Origin of the sequence: Maridesulfovibrio sp. (assembly GCF_963666665.1) — a bacterium.
In the GTDB taxonomy this organism is placed as follows: domain Bacteria; phylum Desulfobacterota; class Desulfovibrionia; order Desulfovibrionales; family Desulfovibrionaceae; genus Maridesulfovibrio.
Window position 1 is genome coordinate 3,528,082 of sequence record NZ_OY762999.1, and the last position, 16,898, is coordinate 3,544,979.

Here is a 16,898-nt window from a genome sequence, read left to right on the forward strand (position 1 = left end):
TTTATTATTACATGCTTTCGGGAGCGGAAACACCAAGCAGGCTCAGGCCGTTGGCAAGTGTTCTTGCAACTGCCTGCAGCAGAACCAGTCTTGCCGCGATAACATCTTCTTCAGCAGAAAGGATGTGGTGCATGCTGTAGAACCTGTGCAGGGCGCTGGCGAGGTCGCGCAGGTAGTAGCTGATTACGTGCGGGCTCATGTTCTTACCTGCGTTTTCAGCAACATCTGCGAACTGGTCCATGAGTTTCATGAGGTTCAGTTCTTCCGCATTGGTCAGGGCGGAGAGCGGTGCTGCATCAATTGCGGGAACTGCGATGCCCTGATCAGCAGCTTTGCGCATTACGGAGCAGATACGCGCGTGTGCGTACTGTACGTAGTAGACCGGGTTGTCCATGGTCTTCTGTTTGACCAGTTCAAGGTCGAAGTCGAGGTGGCTGTCGCTCTTTCTGGAGAGGAACATGAAGCGGGATGCGTCGCGGCCTACTTCGTTAACCACGTCTTCGAGGGTTTCAAATTCGCCGGCACGGGTGGACATGGCAATCTGCTCACCGCCGCGCAGCAGGTTAACCAGCTGTACGAGGATTACATCAAGCTGTCCTTTCTTGCCGAGGGCTTCCACTGCGGCCTGCATGCGGGGTACGTAACCGTGATGGTCTGCTCCCCAGATATCGACGACAATATCAAATCCGCGTTTGTATTTGTCATCGTGGTAGGCGATGTCGGAAGCGAAATAGGTCAGGTCCCCGTTGGACTTGCGCAGAACGCGGTCCTTGTCGTCACCCAGTTCGGTGGATTTGAACCAGAGTGCGCCGTCCTGTTCGTAAGCCATGCCGCGAGCTTTGAGGTCGGCAAAGGTTTCTTCAACCTTGTTGGCGCTTACGAGGCTTTTTTCGGAGAACCATACATCGTGGCGTACATCAAAGGCAGCGAGGTCTTTCTTGATGCCTTCAAGAATTTCATCTTTACCGTATTCGCGGCAGATGGCGATGGCTTCGTCATCGCTCATGCCGAGGATGCCGGGATTGCGTTCCAGTACTTCTGCGGCGAGATCCTTGATGTAATCACCTTTATAGAAATCTTCGGGATCAGCAATGTCGCGGCCCTGAGACTGCTGCAGGCGGACCCAGATAGAGGTGCCGAGGATGAGCATCTGGCGGCCGGCATCGTTGACGTAGTATTCTGCTTCCACGTCATATCCGGTGAATTCGAGGATGCGTACAAGGCAGTCTCCGAGGGCGGCACCGCGACCGTGACCGATGTGCAGCGGTCCGGTGGGGTTGGCGGAAACGTATTCCACCTGAATTTTGGTGCCCTTGCCGATTTCGCTGCGGCCGTAGTCCGCGCCTTTGGCCAGTACTTCGGGAACGAGGTCCTGCCAGAAGGAATTGGAAAAAGTGAAGTTTAGGAAGCCCGGTCCGGCGATATCAACTTTCTCGATGTATTTGTCTCCGTCCAGCTCGGACTGAATGGTTTCCGCGATGGCGCGGGGGTTCATCTTAGCCTGCTTGGAGAGCATCATGGCGATGTTTGCGGACATGTCGCCGAATTTTTTATCTTTGGGAGGCTCGATAACGGCCTTCTCCGGCCATTCCCAGCCCTTGGCTTCGAGAATGGAACCGAGTACCTTTTCAAGGTGTTGTTTAGCTTTCATGGTGGATGAAATCTCCTTATGGAATTACAGCCAGCAGGATGAGCGGACGTCATCCCGGCTGTTTAATGCGTGATAGGCATGCTTCGCTTATCATCTTTCTTTACAGCTTCCAAGTATTCATTCCGGGCTTTGAAAGTCATTACCTGATGCAAAACGGGCTTGAAAGTGGAAAGCGCTATTGCTATTTCCTTTGATACAGCAAAATATGGCGCCATACAAAGGAGAAATTGAATTGGACGCAGTTGTCAGCCGTTTTCAAAGGCTAAGTTATACTATCCCGTGGAATATCGGATTGTTGAGTCTCGGTTCTTTCCTTACCGCTTTGGCTATCAAGGCGGTGATTATTCCCAATGCATTTTTGCCCAGCGGCATATCCGGACTTGCTTTGCTGGGGTATTATATTTTCCCTTCCCTCTCTTCCGGGGCTTGGGTTTTCCTGCTTAACGTGCCTGTTTTTCTTGTGGGCTGGTTTTTCATAAGCAGGCGTTTTTTCCTCTACAGCCTCTATGGCATGGTTACCATGAGTATATTCATTGATCTGGTGCCTTGGACGGTTGCGTTTGACGACAAGTGGCTGGCCGTACTTGCGGGAGGGGTGGTGCTGGGCCTTGGGTCCGGTATCTCCCTGCGTTCACTGGGCTCAACGGGCGGTATCGGCATCCTGCAGATTCTGGCCCGTGACAAGCTTGGAATCAAGGTCGGGCAGTTTTCCATGGGGTTTAACGCAGTGGTGCTGGGTGTAGGAACCATCTGGCTGGACCTCAATGCAGTGCTTTACTCGCTGGCGATGATCTATGTTGCAGCAGCGGCAATTGACGCGGTGCAGCGCCTTTTTAACCAACGGAAGATGGTCCTGATTATCACAGCCTTTCCGGAAGACGTCTCCGGGGCCATCATGACTAAGCTTGGACGCGGGACAACACTGCTTAATGCCAAGGGCGGCTATACCCGGCAGGATAAGACAGTTATCCTGACCGTGGTCGATTCCTTCAGGCTTAAGCGGCTTGAGGCCACAATTTTTACAATTGATCCGGCAGCTTTTGTCATAATTGAATCAACTTTCAGCGTACTCGGAAAAGGTTTTTCCGTGCCGAGGTAGCTATGAGCAGAACAATTGCGCTTTTGACTGATTTCGGACTTGATGATCCTTACGTGGGCCAGATGAAAGGAGTGCTGGCTGGTCTGGCACCCGACTCACGGATAATAGACGTCAGCCACGGAGTGGAGCCGTTTTGTATATCGCAGGGCGCATTTTTTCTTTCCGGGGCGATGGAACATTTCCCGAAGGATACAGTCTTCATCACTGTAATCGACCCCGGCGTCGGCAGTGCCCGCCGGATCATCGCTGCAGAGTTCGGGGGGCAGGTTGTGCTTGCTCCTGACAATGGAGTCCTTGAACTGGCTGAAGCCCGTTTTTCCGGAACAATGATTGTTACCGATCTCAGCGAAGCAGCTTCCAAGATTCACAGCTCTGCAACCTTTCATGGTCGTGATATCTTTGCGCCGTTGGCTGCATCCATAGCAAACGGAATCTCACTGGGATCCCTCGGCCCCAAGCTTCCCCTGCGTGAAATTGTACGTACCGGAATCAACAAACCCGTCTGGCTTGCGGACGGAGTAAATGCAACCATTCTGCACAAAGACCGTTTCGGTAATATTGTGTTGAATATTCCCGATACCCAGACCCTGCCCGAGCGCATGTGTATCCCCGAAGATCAGTTACTCTCCGGCAATGATGACGGTTGCGTAAAGCGGGTCTGCTGCTACGCAGAGCTTGAAACAGGGGCCACCGGGCTTTTAGCCGGAAGCCAAGGCTATTACGAGTTGGCCCTTAACCGCGGAGCAGCTTCGGAAATGCTAGGCCTTGAGCCGGGGGATGTTTTGACTTTGAAGTTTTGATGTGGAGATGAATAGTGGTGCCCCCGAACCGTAGTCCGGGGGCGGTTATTATTTGATGAGATCTTTTTTGTTGAAGGGAACACCTACCAAGCAATGACGACAAAAAATTTTAGGTTCAGAGAACAGATAGTAAAATGCTGGAGCTAAAAACCATAAATCAAAATAGGGATTAATGGTTTCACCTTGCCAAAAGTCATATGCTACATGTGCCCCACCTATGAAGAGCCATGTTGCACCAAGTTGGGTGTAGGTGGTTGTCTTAGTTATTTTTCCACACTTAGAACATTTAATTTTTATTCTAAAAAAGATAGTGTGCAATAAAGCTAAAATAAAAACGATAAGAGTTAGGTCGCCTCTCGTCACATTTATCTCCTATGAGATTTTTTAAATTTTTCAAAATAATCACTATTGAGATCCTGACGCTGCTTGCGTATGTTTTCCTCTATTTTTTCAGCCGCTTCATTTTCGTTCTTTCGGTTGTTATTATAAATGGCTTCACCTAAACCATTTAACATTGTGAAAGCCCCCCCTGGTAAGGAAAAAGATAATCCAACAGGACCGTATTTTTTAAAACCATCCATTGCATTTTCTACAGCATCCTTTTTAACGTCTTTCATCATAGTATTGTACATTGCCCTCTTCTCAGGACTCACATAGCTCCCAAATTTGATAGCATTCTTCTCGTCCCCTTGAAGAGTATCGAATGCTCTGGATACAGCCGTACCAATTCCATCCCACATTCTTCCCATAGCGTCCCAAGCACTGGTCTCTTCTGCTAGCGCCACTTCTTCTTTTGTAGTAAGCATGCTTGTCTTGGCTTGCTGTGCATTATTAACAGTATTTGCCAAGGGACTCTGCTGCTGGCTGGCCTTTAAGGCTGCCATCCCTATTTTTTGTTGGACCCTTTCCGCTTTTTCTCTAGCCTTACGATCCTCTTTTGCTTGTTTATCCTTAACCTTAGCGAGACTTTCCATCTCCCGGGCATGCTGTACGCTTGATTTACCTGTTATAATGCTGGTTCCCACGCCTCCTTCTGGTTTATCGGGCTGTGTACTATTAACAGTCTTTGTCAGGGGACTAGGAGTATTGTTGTTTAAATCGATTACGCCACGACGGGCCAGGTTCTGTCTTTTCTCTTGACGTGTTTGCTGAGCAGTCGGTTTAGTGGGCATTCCGCTCCACAGATCATTGAGGTTCGCCAATCGCGAATTTTTTTGATTAAAACCTGCTCCAAGGTACTCCGCAAAGCTTGGTCCTGCATAGCCGGTATAGTGAGCATAGCCGCCGAGCTCATTCATACTGTAGCTGTTGGAGTTTGTCGGATTGCCAGTGGTCTTGAGACTTGTGTTTCCATTAAATCCAAGACTTGAATTGGCTTTTCCCTTGATATTGCCTGTGCCGAAAGCACCAAAGACGCCCCCGTGTCCAATTGATTTGCTCGGATTGGTGTCTGATGATTTTTCGTCAGAGTCCTTGTTTTTTGCTTCTGTTAGATCCAAGGGATGACTTGGCTCTGCCACCAATATTCCCGCCGCCGAAGGCACCATGCATGCCGTTATGCGATCTCAATCCAAGTGGATCAACAAAGTTAACCGGATCATCCAGACAATAACCGTAAACATCCACATCCCCGCCAGCATAGCCCAGCGGATCAGGAGAAATGAACCTGCCGATAGTCGGATCGTACTCGCGGTATCCGAAGTGGATCAGCCCGGTATCGGAATCATAGAGACCTCCGGCGAATCCGAGCAGTAGCTCCTCTTCGGGAGCACTGTTCAGTATCTGTCTGCCGAAAGAATCATATAGAACTTCCTGTACACTTTTTCCTGATGAATCTGCAATGCTAAAGATGCTGCCTAGTTGATCGGTTGCAAAGAGTGCGGCCTGACCGTTGCGTTCCATTCCCATGCAGCGTCCGTGCTCATTGTAATGGAATCTACTGATGCCCTCTGCATCTTTTATTGCTGCAAGGGTGGTCAGATCCTTCCACAGGTAGCGCTGGACGAGCTTGCCGTTGATGTGCTTGGCTGCCCTGAAGCCGCGCTCATCAAAATGATATTCAATGTGGGTTCCATTTGGCAGGCGCACTGCGCAGAGTTGGCCTGTTTCGAGGTATTCGTACTTGGTTACGCCTTCGGGTGATTCCTTTTCGGAAAGGTTGCCATCATGATCGTAAACATATGCAGTGTCTCCGGCGCGGTCGAGTTGCCTCAGTTCGTTATATTGGTATTCCAGTTTTTCTCCGCCTGCGACCTGAGAGAATATCCGCTGCCCCAATTGGTTGTAATGGTAGATTTCCACAGGTTCGCCGCAGTACTTCACAGCCTGCAGGCGTCCTCCTTCATCATATCCGTATTCAAGGACATGGGTGGATTCTGATGATACCAGCAGTTTGTCTTCGATCCGCAGGTTTTTATCCCTGTTCACTGCCATCAGCGCATAGATATTTTCTGGTTCCGGGGTCAGGAATTGGAGGACTTCATTGGCGATTTCATTAATATCCACATTGTCTCGTTCCAACTCATCATGGATTGATTTCCCTGTGCCTGTTTGCGGGCTTCCGGGGTTAAGCATGGACCTTCGGATACTGACAAGTTTTTTGAACTCGTTCTGGATTTCGTTGCCGTAGGTAGTCTGTTTTAAATTTTGCACCAAAGGCAGATCAGGGTTCTGTTCCATAAACCGGGCATGGATCATGCGTTTCAGCTTGGCAAAGGAAGCCTTTGCTTCTTCCTGCTCGTATTGCTTCTGATCCCATCTGCGCTTGACCTCCGGTTTCATCATGGAGGGGTACATGATGTCTCCTTTGGAAAAATCGGAGAAATCAATCTTTGGTTCGGTAAGTTCTTCACCTGTGCTGAGGTCAGTTATTTTCCAGAGGTTTTCGAGCTGCATTTCCGGCGGTTCGTTTTCACCATAAAGCACCAATCCGATTGTAATTTCACTACGCGGTCTGAGCACCATCCGGTAGCTGTTGAAATCTTTCATATCTTTTCTCCCGTGTTAGAGTTTTGGGTGATGAGCTTTGAACCCATATGATTCAAAAAAAACCATCTCCCTTGACTCAGTATGTCGGGCATGGCGGACCTTTTTCAGGCAATTCAGGTCCGCCTTGAGAAAATAAAGAAAATTATTGATACTGCTCGGATGAACATATTTCGTGACATCTTAATTACCCTCGGTTTCATGACCCGTATTGGTCCGGTCATGGAGATTGAAGCTGATGATATTGGTCGTACTGTTAAGTGGATGCCCCTTAGCGGGCTGGTGCTGGGTGCGGTTATTGTGCTTCCGTTCTGGCTGGGGCTGTTTGCGGGCAAGTTCTGGATTCAGAGCTGGTTGACTGTGGCGGCATCCGTTTATTTGACCCGTGGATTGCATTTTGACGGCTTTGCGGACATTGCCGACGGGGCCGGTCCTTATCCTGATCCGGAGCGGTTTTGGAAAATTATCAAGGATAGCTGCTCCGGTGTGTTCGGGGTGCTGGCTTCGGTGCTGGCAGTTCTGGGACAGGCGGTTTGCTTCTTCTATGTGTACGAAGCCGGGGCGTATGGGGCAGCGATCTGGATTTTCGTGCTCGGCAGGCTTGGCAATGCTTTGATGAGTATGGTCGGCAAGCCGCTGGCAAGGCCGGGACAAGGCAGCTTGTCCATGCGCGGGGCAGATGGACTTTCTATCGGAGTCGGGGGCTTAACTGCGATCCTTGTAGGAGCGGTTACGGTCAGTCCGGTGGTGCAACTGCTGGCGTATGTTTTTTGCGGCTGCGCGATTCTGTTTTTGTTCAGGTTGGCGAAACGGGTTAACGGAGTCAATGGTGATTTCCTCGGCGCGTCAGTGGTGCTTTGCGAATTGGCCGGACTACTGGCATTCTGTGCATTGAATTGATATAAGGGCAAAACAATAAAAACAAGCATAGGAATCTGCATGGACAATCTGCCTACATTGAAGAAATTCGGAGAACAGCTGGACCTTCTTAAGCGGCTCATCAAAGAAGACAACGGTGAGCAGGCTGATTTCATTGCCCAGAATTTGTATGAAAACTATGCCTATGCCCGTGATAATTTTCTTTCTCAGGAAGATGAATTCCTTGGCGTTCGTCAGAATATCTTAGAAAAAGATGAACGTATCCAAATGCTTGAAGGGAAGCTTAAGGAAGCCTACAGCGTTCATAATTCAGATTTTCAGCTTTTTGCCAAGTTCGGCAGGGCCCTTCAGTATGTGAACGGTCTTAAGTCACTTTCCGGCCTGTCTGATATGCTGACCGGAGTAGCACAGGAACTTGGTCTGGGGCGTATTGCAGTGGTTCTGGATCGGGAGTTGTGTAAGGGCATGCCCTGCCCGGAAATCCCGACTTTTTATCTCAAGGGCTGCATGCGCTATATTGACGCAACATTGGATAATGGTTCCAACCGTGTTTTTCTCGGGCCTATTTCGCGGATGATGCGCCCGGATGTTTTTTTCGGGGACCCGGAAGTCGGTCCGGAGCTTGGCGGTTCCTGTTTTGCCTTCGGGATGATTGATAAGTACAACCCCGGAAAGCTGATCGGTTTATTTTCCATCCATGATCCATCGGAGGATCGTTTTCATCCTGAGATGGGTACGGATTTCCTTGAGTATTTCTGTAATTCCGTGGCCTCGACTATTACCGATGTTGTTAATCACGATCGGGGAGAACTGCTGCGTGTTGATGTGGAACGCATCTCCAGACATGATTTGAAGACTCCCCTCAATGCGGTGATTAATATTCCGCACTTGTTGATTGCTGATGAAAGTGATCCCGAAAAGGTCGAGCTGATCAAGAATATTCAGGATGCCGGATACCGCATGCTGGGGTTGGTCAACAGGTCTTATGATATTTACCGCATGGAGACGGATTCTTACATCCTGCGTCCGGAAAAGGTTGATGTGCTGCCATTGATAAAGCGCATTGCAATTGACCTTCAGGATATGCTTGAGAGCCGAGGTTCTGAGTTTAGGGTGTTCATTGATGATAGCGAGGCCGGGGATCATGCTTCTTTTTATGTGCGTGGTGAGGAATTACTGCTTTTCTCCATGTTCTCCAATCTGCTTAAGAATGGAATTGAGGCCAGCCCGGCTGGAAAACCGATAACGGTTAAGCTCTGCAGCGGGGAATTTCCGCAGATGGCTATTCATAATTTCGGGGAAGTTCCGGCAGCCGTCAGGGACATTTTTTTCGAAAAATATTCCACTGCGGGGAAGATCGGCGGGACAGGGCTGGGGACTTATTCAGCCAGCCTGATCGCCAAGGTCCACGGCGGCTCAATAAGTATGGAGTCCGGTTGTGAAGGAACAACCGTTGTTGTTGATTTTAACCCCGCATCAGCGCGGGGAGGAGATGGGCAGCTTGAATGTGAATTTTGATCCGCTGCCCGGAGTTGATTCAATACTGAAGCTGCCGTGGTGGTTTTCAGTGATGATAAAATAGGAAACCGAAAGGCCAAGACCTGTTCCGACCCCTTTAGGTTTGGTAGTGAAGAAGGGCTCGAAAACCCTTTTGCGGATATTTTCTTCCATGCCCGGGCCGTTATCGGAAATAGAAACAGCCACGTAATCCCCATCCTGCCATATTTTGATTTCAATCATCGGTTCTTCGCAATTGTGCTCCTGCATGGCGTGGGCAGCATTCCCCAGAAGATTGAGCATGACCTGCTCTATTTCCGTGGTTGAACAAATTACAAATGGCAGATTCTTCTGATAATTCCTGACGACATCTATCTTTCTGAAGTCATATTTCTTTTTAAGGTCATAATCCTGCTCCGCAAGGGCCACGGCACTGTCAGCGAGTTCATTCAGTTTGCATGTGGTGCGGTGCACCTCGGTCTTGCGGCTGAAGTTGAGCATATTGGATATAATTCCGGCTGCCCGGGTTGCGGATTGCCTTACGCCGGACAGTATTTTCAATATGCCGCGTTCTTCAATGTATTTGTTGATCGTTTCAAGGGAAATATCCAACTGGCGGGCAACCTGTTCGTTTTTGGCCATACCGGGGCGCAGCCTCCGTTCAATGTTCTGGGTACCCTGCAGTATTCCCCCTAAGGGATTGTTGATTTCATGAGCCATTCCGGCTGCCAGTCCGCCTACGGACATCATTTTTTCAGTCTGGATCATCATCTCTTCAATGCGGACATTGTCGGTAACATCGTCAAGGCGGATTACTGCACCGTCATATCCGTCACTGATCAGCGGATAAATAGTGATGTTTTCATATCGCGTTTCATCGTCAACCACGCGTGGGATGCGTACTTTCTGCTCAGTTTTACCGTTGATGATCTGCTGTTTTGCCTTAGTGATTTCTTTGTCCAATTGGGGAAATACATCAGAAAGCAGCTTGCCGGCCACTTCCTCATATTCCTTTCCAGTGGATGTGGTTGCTCCCTTGTTCCAGAGGGTAATCGCTCCGTTCTTGTTTACGCCCACGAGTATGGAGGGCATGGAATCGATGATATTCTTCTGGTGGTTGCGCAGCTTGATCAGTTCCTGTTGCACCCGTGCATGTTCTCTGATCTTAATTTCAAGCTGGCGGTTGCTGGCTGAAAGTTGATTGTTGCCGTCTTCCAGAGCAGACAGGAGATGTTCTTTTTCCTCAATGCCTGACTTTATGGATTCCAGCATCTGGCTGATAACCGTGCCCAGTTCCTTAATTTCCCTTGGTCCTTCCTGCGGAATATCTGAAGCGGCAATGCCTCCTTCACGGATGGCCCGGGCGGCAGCAGTAAGTTTCATGAGTGGTTGGGCTATTTTGCTGGAAAGAATGGCAGCAAACATAAGGGCGAGAGCCAGCACACCGATGGAGAGCATGGTGATTTCATTTCGGAGCATAAGGCCCGGTTTTTCAAGATCATCCATGTAGGCAGTAGAACATATGTACCAGTCCAGCGGTTGGAAATATTTAATATAAGCCCTTTTGCGGAAGGTGAAATCTCCTTTATGACGTGGAGGCTTATCCCATAAATATTCCATTACACCGTCAACATGGGCTGCCTCCTTGAGTTCCATAAAAAGGGGCTTACCCGTTTCGGGGTTTATAAGGTCAGCTATGGGGATTGCTTCGTAAACCGGGTGGATAACCAGGTCCGGTTTACCTGAAAATAGAAATATGTAGCCGTGTCTGCCAATTTTGGTCTTTTTGAAGCTTTCACGTAGCTCCTGAAGTACAGCTTGGAGCCTATTGTTAACCTGCTTTTGTACGTCATCAATATATACTCCGGAACCGATAATCCAGCCCCACTCTTTGAAATACTGTATATAGGAAAGTTTCAGTTGGTCTTTGCTTAATCCTTTGCTTAATGGTTTCGGCCAGAGATATTCTATAAATCCTGAGCCTTGTTGTGTCCCGAGGTTTCGAAAGGCAGCGAAAAGATTCTCATCACTGCTTCTTATTCCTTTGAAGCGTGGTCTATCTAAAATTTGTCCTTCAAGTTCCGGCATGGTCGGGTGCATTATCAAACGGGGGATGGGGGCGGTATCATCATTAATCCAGATATATCCGGTGCCTTCGTCATAACGCATGTTTCTTAGCTGTTCGATACTGCGTTTTTGGGCTTCAGATTCGGTGATGAGTCCCTGCTTGAATTGGCTGTAATTTAAGCGGATCAGGTCAATGGATATACCCACAATATTTTGTAGTTGTTCCTTGCGGGCTGAAATTGCAGATTGTTCAGAAAAGACAATACTCTGATATTGATTGTTCACTTCTTGATAGACGGCGTCCACGATGGCTTGTGTATGGGCGAATTCAGATTCCATTACAGACTTGGTTACTGTGCGCTGGGCAAAGTAAGTCACACCGACCGTCGTCGCTACGACCAGTCCGGCAGCAAATAAAAGCAGGATTGCTTTCATGGATTTGAACATAATCCTCCCCCGGCCACAGTATTAGGAATCCGATTCTCCTGTTATGAATGTAGCATAGTAATATGATGCGGTAAATTTATTTACGATCCGGGGAGGTCTGATTTTTTAGAAGAGGTCTATGTAAAAGGAGTTCTGCGGTCCATTCAGGAGCTGAAAGGAGTCTGCCTTGATGCGGATAATGGAATTTTCAGGGCCTGAAAAGGCGTCTGCAATTGCCGGAACAGTTTCGGCAATTGCAGACTTTATTCTTTCTCTTTCAGCGTCGTCGTTAACCGGGACAAAAGTTCCTTTGACGGTGAGGGCCATTATTTCATGGCGTCTGTCGGATAATTTCCCATCCCGGTCATCGATAAGCAGGCTGACCCGAGGATTTCGGGAAAGGTTTTGCCATTTGCGGCTGTTTCGGCTGCTGACCATGTATATCTCACTGCAGTCCGCAGAGCTGGCGTAAGCCATGAGTGAAGTGTGAATTCCTTCTTCTCCTGATGTGGCCAGAACAAGGATATTGCACTTGCGGATAAGTTGCCGGCAGTGAGTTAATTGCTGGTCATTGCTCATAATTTACTCGAAAAGAACTTTCTGTCCTTCAATCAGGTCGTTGATTACTGAAGCGTCAGATAGGGTCGAAGTATCACCGAAGTCGTTTTCACCCACCGCAATACTGCGCAGAATGCGGCGCATGATTTTGCCGGAACGTGTCTTGGGCAATCCTTCAGAGAATTGGATGGCTTCAGGTACGGCAATGGGGCTGATCTTTTCGCTAACCCAATCGCACAAGTCTGTGCGCGTCTCATCATCCTGATCAAGTCCGTTGCGCAGGGTAACGTATGCGTATACCGATTGTCCTTTAACCTCATGTGGAATGCCTACCACTGCGGCTTCGGTTACATCAGGATGGGCGATAAGTGCGGATTCAATTTCAGTGGTACCCAGCCTGTGGCCGGATACGTTAATTACGTCATCAAGGCGTCCCATGATCCAGTGGAATCCGTCTTCATCAATCCTCGCCCCGTCCCCGGTCTCATAACTTCCGGGAAAGCGCTCAAAGTAAGTCCTGCGGTAGCGGGCATCATCATTGTGAATGGTGCAGAGCATGCCGGGCCATGGTTTTGTAATCAGCAGGTGCCCTCCTTCATTGGCAGAAGCTTCACTGCCGTCACTGCGCACAATGGTTGTTTTGATTCCCGGGAGTGCATGACCGGTTGATCCGGGCTTGAGTTTCCCCACATAGGGCAGCGGTGAAATAAGGATGCCGCCGGTTTCGGTCTGCCACCATGTGTCCAGAAGGGGAAGTTTGCCCTTGCCGATGTGTTCGTGGAACCAGATCCAGACTTCAGGATTGATGGGTTCGCCTACGGACCCGAGGATGCGCAGGGTGGAAAGGTCATACTTTTCGGTCCACTGCGAACCTTCACGCATGAGGGAGCGGATTGCTGTCGGGGTGGTATAAAAGATGTTTACCCCGTAGCGGTTGATGATTTCCCAATAGCGGTCCGGTCGGGGGTAGGTCGGGACTCCTTCGAAGAGCAGGGTGGTGGCTCCAAGGGCCAGCGGTCCGTATACAGTGTAGCTGTGCCCGGTGATCCAGCCGATATCGGCAGTGCACCAGTGCACGTCATCGTCCTTAAGATCAAAGACCCATTGGCTGGTGTGGGCGGTTATGGTCATATAGCCGCCGGTGCTGTGCACGATGCCTTTGGGTTTTCCGGTGGACCCGGAGGTGTGCAGAATGAACATCGGGTCTGTGGAACGCATGGATTCAGGTTTGCAATAGTCTCCAATGTCCGGTGCTGCCATTTCATCCTGCCACCATGTGTCGCGGCCCTCGATGAAATCAATTTCATCCCCGGTGCGTTTGACCATAATGACCTGCTCAACTGACGGGCATTCGAAAAGTGCTTCATCCACATTACGTTTCAGGGGGATTGTTTTGCCCCCGCGCAGTACTCCATCCGCGGCAATGAGGATCTTTGCGTCGCAGTCAATGATCCGGCTTTGCAGGCTGACTGCGGAAAATCCGGCGAAAATTACTGAATGTACTGCCCCGATGCGGGCGCAGGCCAGCATGGAGATAACCAGCTCGGGAACCATGGGCAGGTAGATGGCAACCCGGTCACCCTTGGATACACCCATTTTTTTGAGTACATTGGCAAAGCGGCAGACTTTGCGGTGTAGCATGTGGTATGTGAAGACCCGAACTTCATTTTCCGGTTCGCCCTGCCAGATCAAAGCGGCCTTGTTGCGTTTGCCGTTATCCAGATGGCGGTCAAGGCAGTTTTCAGAGGCGTTCAGCCTGCCTCCGGAAAACCACTTATACTCATTTTTTTCAGGATTGGATTCAAGGGTGGTTTTAAAGTCCCGTTTCCAAAGTAACAGCTCACGTGCTCTTTCTGCCCAGAACTTTTCGGGATCATCATCTGCAATGCGGCAGGCTTCTTCGTATTGCTGTGCCGTTATATTTGAATTTTCCAGCATTTCCTTTGGGGGATCAAAGGTCCGCTCTTCGTTCATCAAGTTTTCAATGCTGTTCTCACTCATATTTCGGGCTCCGACTCATGAAATTTAATGCTGGTTTGTGTACACTTCAAGTAATCATATACGCTGTTTCAGCCGGGTTGAACAGGGTTGTAGACCGATAACCATCGGCGGAAATGGAATATTTAGGGCTGTGTTGAACGCTTTATGCTTGATATGCAGCTTGATCAGCGGGTATGTAGTAGGTTGTGGAAGGATAAGCAGCGGACCCCAAACAAGAGGCTTTCATGAGTGTTATCAATCTGGAATATCTTTTTCAGCCCGGATCAGTAGCCGTAATCGGTGCAACTAATGACCCTGCAAATGCGGGTAATATTCTTATGCGTAACCTTATGGGCGGAGGTTTTCTCGGTCCGGTGATGCCGGTGAGTACTGATGCCGAGGCTATTTCCGGTGTTTTGACATACAAGGATGTGGCTGATCTTCCCAAGGTTCCGGACCTTGCGGTTATCTGCCTTCCGCTTGGGGAATGCCCTCCGCTGCTGGAAAGGCTTCGCAATATTGGGGTTAAGGCCTGTGCTTTGATCGGTCCGGGATTCAGTGCTATCCCCAAGGCTGAACGGGTCAGGCTGCGGGCCGAGTTGCTCAGGGCGGCCAATTCTCCCCAAATGAGAATTCTCGGTCCCAAGAGTCTTGGATTTATAGTTCCGGCCATGAATCTCAATGCCAGCCTTGCTCCATTGCCGGCCAAGGCGGGTAAAATAGCTTTTGTCTCTCAGTCGGACAGCTTTATCCCCACTGTTCTGGACTGGGCTGCAACTAATGATATCGGTTTTTCTCATGTGGTTTCGCTGGGCAGCCGCATTGACCTTACTTTTGGTGATGTTCTCGATTATCTCGGTTCCGATGCACAGACCCGCTCCATTCTGCTCTATATCGAATCCATTCATGACGCCCGGGATTTCATGTCTGCTGCCCGTGCGGCTTCGCGTAATAAGCCTGTTTTGGCTATCCGTCCGGGACAGGCTTTGCAGCACGTAACGCAGGAACTGGCTCGTCTGGACAATGCCATGATCGCCAGGGCCGACGAAGTTTATGATGTGGCTTTCCGCCGGGCCGGTATGCTGCGGGTGCAGACCATTGACGGCATGTTCGACGCGGCCCAGACCCTTGCCAGTTTGCGCCAGCCAGTGCGCGGAGACCGTCTGGCGATTATCGTCAACGGAACCAGCGCCGGACTTACCGCAGCGGACGGTTTGATTCGTCGGGGCGGTAAACTCGCCAAGCTTTCCGAGGATACTGTTGCAAAGCTGAATACCGTATTTGACGGGGAATGGAGCGGTAGCAATCCGGTGACGATCAAGTTTGACACCCCCGGTCAGAAATATCTCGATGCCCTAAAGGTGTTGATTAAAGATAAGGAAGTGGATGCCGTGCTGGTGGTTCATGTTCCTTTTGCCGGAATTTCCAGTGCCGAAGTTGCTGAAATTCTTGCCAAGGGTTTGAAGAGGGTCCGGCGGATGGTGCTGACCTCGTGGCTGGGCTCGGATATGTCCCGCAAGTCGCGTAAAATTTTCTCTGTTCACGGCATTCCCACATACGAAAGTGCAGATCAGGCTGTGCGTGCGTTCATGTACATGGCTGAATACCAGCGTAACCAGGAGCTGCTCACCGAGACACCTGATTCTTTGCCGACGGACTTTTTCCCGGACACAACCACTGCCCGGGAAACTGTGCGCAAGGCCCTTACCGAGGGACGGCAGGAGCTTAACGAGCCGGAGGCCCGCCGGGTGCTGGCGGCCTATGGTTTGCCCGTTGTGGAAACAAGGGTGGCTGTGTCCGCACGTGAAGCGGTCATTGCGGCAGATGAGATCGGTTGCCCGGTGGCCCTTAAAATACGTTCCCCCCAGATCAATCAGCCCTATGATGTTGGTGGTGTTGTCCTTGACCTTGAAAGTACGGAAAAAGTCTGGGAAGCAGCAGCAACCATGCTCACCCGTGTCAATCGCCAGCGTCCTGATGCATATATTGAAGGGTTCACGGTCCAGAAAATGGGCCGCAGGCTTGGGGCGCATGAACTTTTTATTTCCGCGTCCGCTGATTCAACATTCGGTCCTATCATCCATTTCGGTCATGGGGGCATGACCCGTGAAGTAGTCCGAGATCAGGCTGTAGCCATGGTGCCACTGAATATGAGTCTTGCCCGTGAACTTATCAGCAGGACCCGTATTTCCCGGCTTCTTTCCGGTACTCCCACGCAGCCTCCTGCGGATATTGACGACCTTTGCCTGACCTTGATTCAGGTTTCGCAGCTTTTTATTGATATTCCCCAGATTGTGCATCTGGATATCAACCCTCTCTACGGAGATGAGACAGGGGTGCTGGCACTTGGTGCCAAGATTCTGGTCGCTGAGTGCCGCGAGGATTGCCCGCAACTGGCTATCCGGCCTTATCCGCGTGAGCTGGAAGAATGTGTAGTTCTCCGTGACAGCAGGCAGGTTACTTTGCGTCCGATTCGTCCTGAAGATGAACCTGCCCATTATAAGTTTTTGGAGCAGGTCTCGGACGAAGATATGCGCATGCGCTTTTTTGGCGTGGTGCGCAGGGATTTTGACCACAAGGATATGTCTCGCTTCACCCAGATCAACTATGATCGTGAGATGGCTTTCATCGCCACGGCAATGGGAGAACATGGAGTTCCGGAAACTCTCGGTGTGGTGCGTACTTCCACCAAACCGGATAATTCCGAAGCGGAATTTGCAATTGTGGTTCGTTCCGATCTCAAAGGAACCGGTCTGGGGTCCATGCTTTTTCATAAGATTATCCGCTACACAAGAGACCGCGGCACCCATTGGCTCGTGGGCCAGACGCTTTTTGAAAACAAAGCCATGCAGGGGCTTTCCCGTAAGTTCGGATTCGAGATCAGTGAAAATTATGATGAAGATCTCGTGGAAATGCGTTTGGACTGCAGTAAGCAGCAAAAAGACGCGGAGTAGTT

At 50.0% G+C, this 16,898-nt stretch carries 12 protein-coding genes; 5 read left to right on the plus strand and 7 right to left on the minus strand.

Features of this window, described 5'->3' with window-relative positions; translation table 11 throughout:
- Positions 1–7: 7 nt before the first annotated feature.
- Positions 8–1,651 carry an arginine--tRNA ligase gene (argS, locus tag ACKU40_RS16250; protein ID WP_320173832.1) on the minus strand — a complete coding sequence of 548 codons (1,644 nt, stop codon included), beginning with the start codon at positions 1,649–1,651 and terminating at the stop codon, positions 8–10.
- 205 nt (positions 1,652–1,856) lie between these two features.
- Here argS and ACKU40_RS16255 point away from each other — a divergent pair, with 205 nt between their 5' ends.
- Together ACKU40_RS16255 and ACKU40_RS16260 are read left to right on the plus strand one after the other, a co-directional pair.
- The gene (locus tag ACKU40_RS16255; protein ID WP_320173833.1) at positions 1,857–2,750 is read left to right on the plus strand and encodes a YitT family protein; all 894 of its coding nucleotides are present in this window, start codon (positions 1,857–1,859) and stop codon (positions 2,748–2,750) included.
- Between the two features lie 2 nt (positions 2,751–2,752).
- A complete protein-coding gene (locus tag ACKU40_RS16260) occupies positions 2,753–3,550 on the plus strand; it encodes an SAM-dependent chlorinase/fluorinase (protein ID WP_320173834.1) in 798 nt (265 codons plus the stop codon).
- 48 nt (positions 3,551–3,598) lie between these two features.
- On the opposite strand, the gene ACKU40_RS16265 is transcribed toward ACKU40_RS16260, so the two are convergent.
- The 3 genes from ACKU40_RS16265 to ACKU40_RS16275 are packed head-to-tail and all read right to left on the minus strand — an operon-like array spanning position 3,599 to position 6,538.
- Positions 3,599–3,913 carry a hypothetical protein gene (locus ACKU40_RS16265; protein WP_320173835.1) on the minus strand — a complete coding sequence of 105 codons (315 nt, stop codon included), beginning with the start codon at positions 3,911–3,913 and terminating at the stop codon, positions 3,599–3,601.
- 2 nt (positions 3,914–3,915) lie between these two features.
- Positions 3,916–5,070, minus strand: a complete 1,155-nt coding sequence (locus ACKU40_RS16270; protein WP_320173836.1) for a hypothetical protein — start codon at positions 5,068–5,070, stop codon at positions 3,916–3,918.
- Entirely contained in the window at positions 5,015–6,538 is a 1,524-nt protein-coding gene (locus tag ACKU40_RS16275) for an RHS repeat-associated core domain-containing protein (RefSeq protein ID WP_320173837.1), read from the minus strand. The genes ACKU40_RS16270 and ACKU40_RS16275 overlap by 56 nt, the downstream gene beginning before the upstream one ends.
- 90 nt (positions 6,539–6,628) lie before the next feature.
- Here ACKU40_RS16275 and ACKU40_RS16280 point away from each other — a divergent pair, with 90 nt between their 5' ends.
- Both ACKU40_RS16280 and ACKU40_RS16285 read left to right on the plus strand, forming a co-directional pair.
- Positions 6,629–7,435, plus strand: coding sequence for an adenosylcobinamide-GDP ribazoletransferase (locus ACKU40_RS16280; RefSeq protein ID WP_320173838.1), 807 nt, complete (start codon positions 6,629–6,631; stop codon positions 7,433–7,435).
- A 39-nt stretch (positions 7,436–7,474) separates the two neighbouring features.
- Positions 7,475–8,932, plus strand: a complete 1,458-nt coding sequence (locus tag ACKU40_RS16285; RefSeq protein WP_320173839.1) for a HAMP domain-containing sensor histidine kinase — start codon at positions 7,475–7,477, stop codon at positions 8,930–8,932.
- Here ACKU40_RS16285 and ACKU40_RS16290 read toward each other — a convergent pair.
- The 3 genes from ACKU40_RS16290 to acs all read right to left on the minus strand — a co-directional run bounded on the left by ACKU40_RS16290 (position 8,891) and on the right by acs (position 13,963).
- The gene (locus ACKU40_RS16290) at positions 8,891–11,425 is read right to left on the minus strand and encodes a cache domain-containing protein (RefSeq protein ID WP_320173840.1); all 2,535 of its coding nucleotides are present in this window, start codon (positions 11,423–11,425) and stop codon (positions 8,891–8,893) included. The genes ACKU40_RS16285 and ACKU40_RS16290 overlap by 42 nt on opposite strands.
- Before the next feature lie 105 nt (positions 11,426–11,530).
- Positions 11,531–11,983, minus strand: a complete 453-nt coding sequence (locus tag ACKU40_RS16295) for a pyridoxamine 5'-phosphate oxidase family protein (protein ID WP_320173841.1) — start codon at positions 11,981–11,983, stop codon at positions 11,531–11,533.
- A gap of 3 nt (positions 11,984–11,986) precedes the next feature.
- Complete coding sequence (gene acs / locus ACKU40_RS16300) at positions 11,987–13,963, minus strand: acetate--CoA ligase (protein WP_320173842.1); 1,977 nt, start codon at positions 13,961–13,963, stop codon at positions 11,987–11,989.
- Between the two features lie 224 nt (positions 13,964–14,187).
- On the opposite strand from acs, the gene ACKU40_RS16305 reads away from it, so the two are divergent.
- Positions 14,188–16,896, plus strand: coding sequence for a bifunctional acetate--CoA ligase family protein/GNAT family N-acetyltransferase (locus tag ACKU40_RS16305; protein WP_320173843.1), 2,709 nt, complete (start codon positions 14,188–14,190; stop codon positions 16,894–16,896).
- Positions 16,897–16,898: the final 2 nt, after the last annotated feature.

Excerpts from the sequence above, each read along its gene's own strand:
- ACKU40_RS16305 (WP_320173843.1), top strand. The coding sequence starts at position 14,188 with ATGAGTGTTATCAATCTGGAATATCTTTTTCAGCCCGGATCAGTAGCC.
- ACKU40_RS16260 (WP_320173834.1), top strand. The coding sequence starts at position 2,753 with ATGAGCAGAACAATTGCGCTTTTGACTGATTTCGGACTTGATGATCCT.
- ACKU40_RS16285 (WP_320173839.1), top strand. The coding sequence starts at position 7,475 with ATGGACAATCTGCCTACATTGAAGAAATTCGGAGAACAGCTGGACCTT.
- ACKU40_RS16275 (WP_320173837.1), bottom strand. The coding sequence starts at position 6,538 with ATGAAAGATTTCAACAGCTACCGGATGGTGCTCAGACCGCGTAGTGAA.
- ACKU40_RS16255 (WP_320173833.1), top strand. The coding sequence starts at position 1,857 with ATGGCGCCATACAAAGGAGAAATTGAATTGGACGCAGTTGTCAGCCGT.
- ACKU40_RS16280 (WP_320173838.1), top strand. The coding sequence starts at position 6,629 with ATGGCGGACCTTTTTCAGGCAATTCAGGTCCGCCTTGAGAAAATAAAG.
- ACKU40_RS16290 (WP_320173840.1), bottom strand. The coding sequence starts at position 11,425 with ATGTTCAAATCCATGAAAGCAATCCTGCTTTTATTTGCTGCCGGACTG.
- ACKU40_RS16295 (WP_320173841.1), bottom strand. The coding sequence starts at position 11,983 with ATGAGCAATGACCAGCAATTAACTCACTGCCGGCAACTTATCCGCAAG.
- acs (WP_320173842.1), bottom strand. The coding sequence starts at position 13,963 with ATGAGTGAGAACAGCATTGAAAACTTGATGAACGAAGAGCGGACCTTT.
- argS (WP_320173832.1), bottom strand. The coding sequence starts at position 1,651 with ATGAAAGCTAAACAACACCTTGAAAAGGTACTCGGTTCCATTCTCGAA.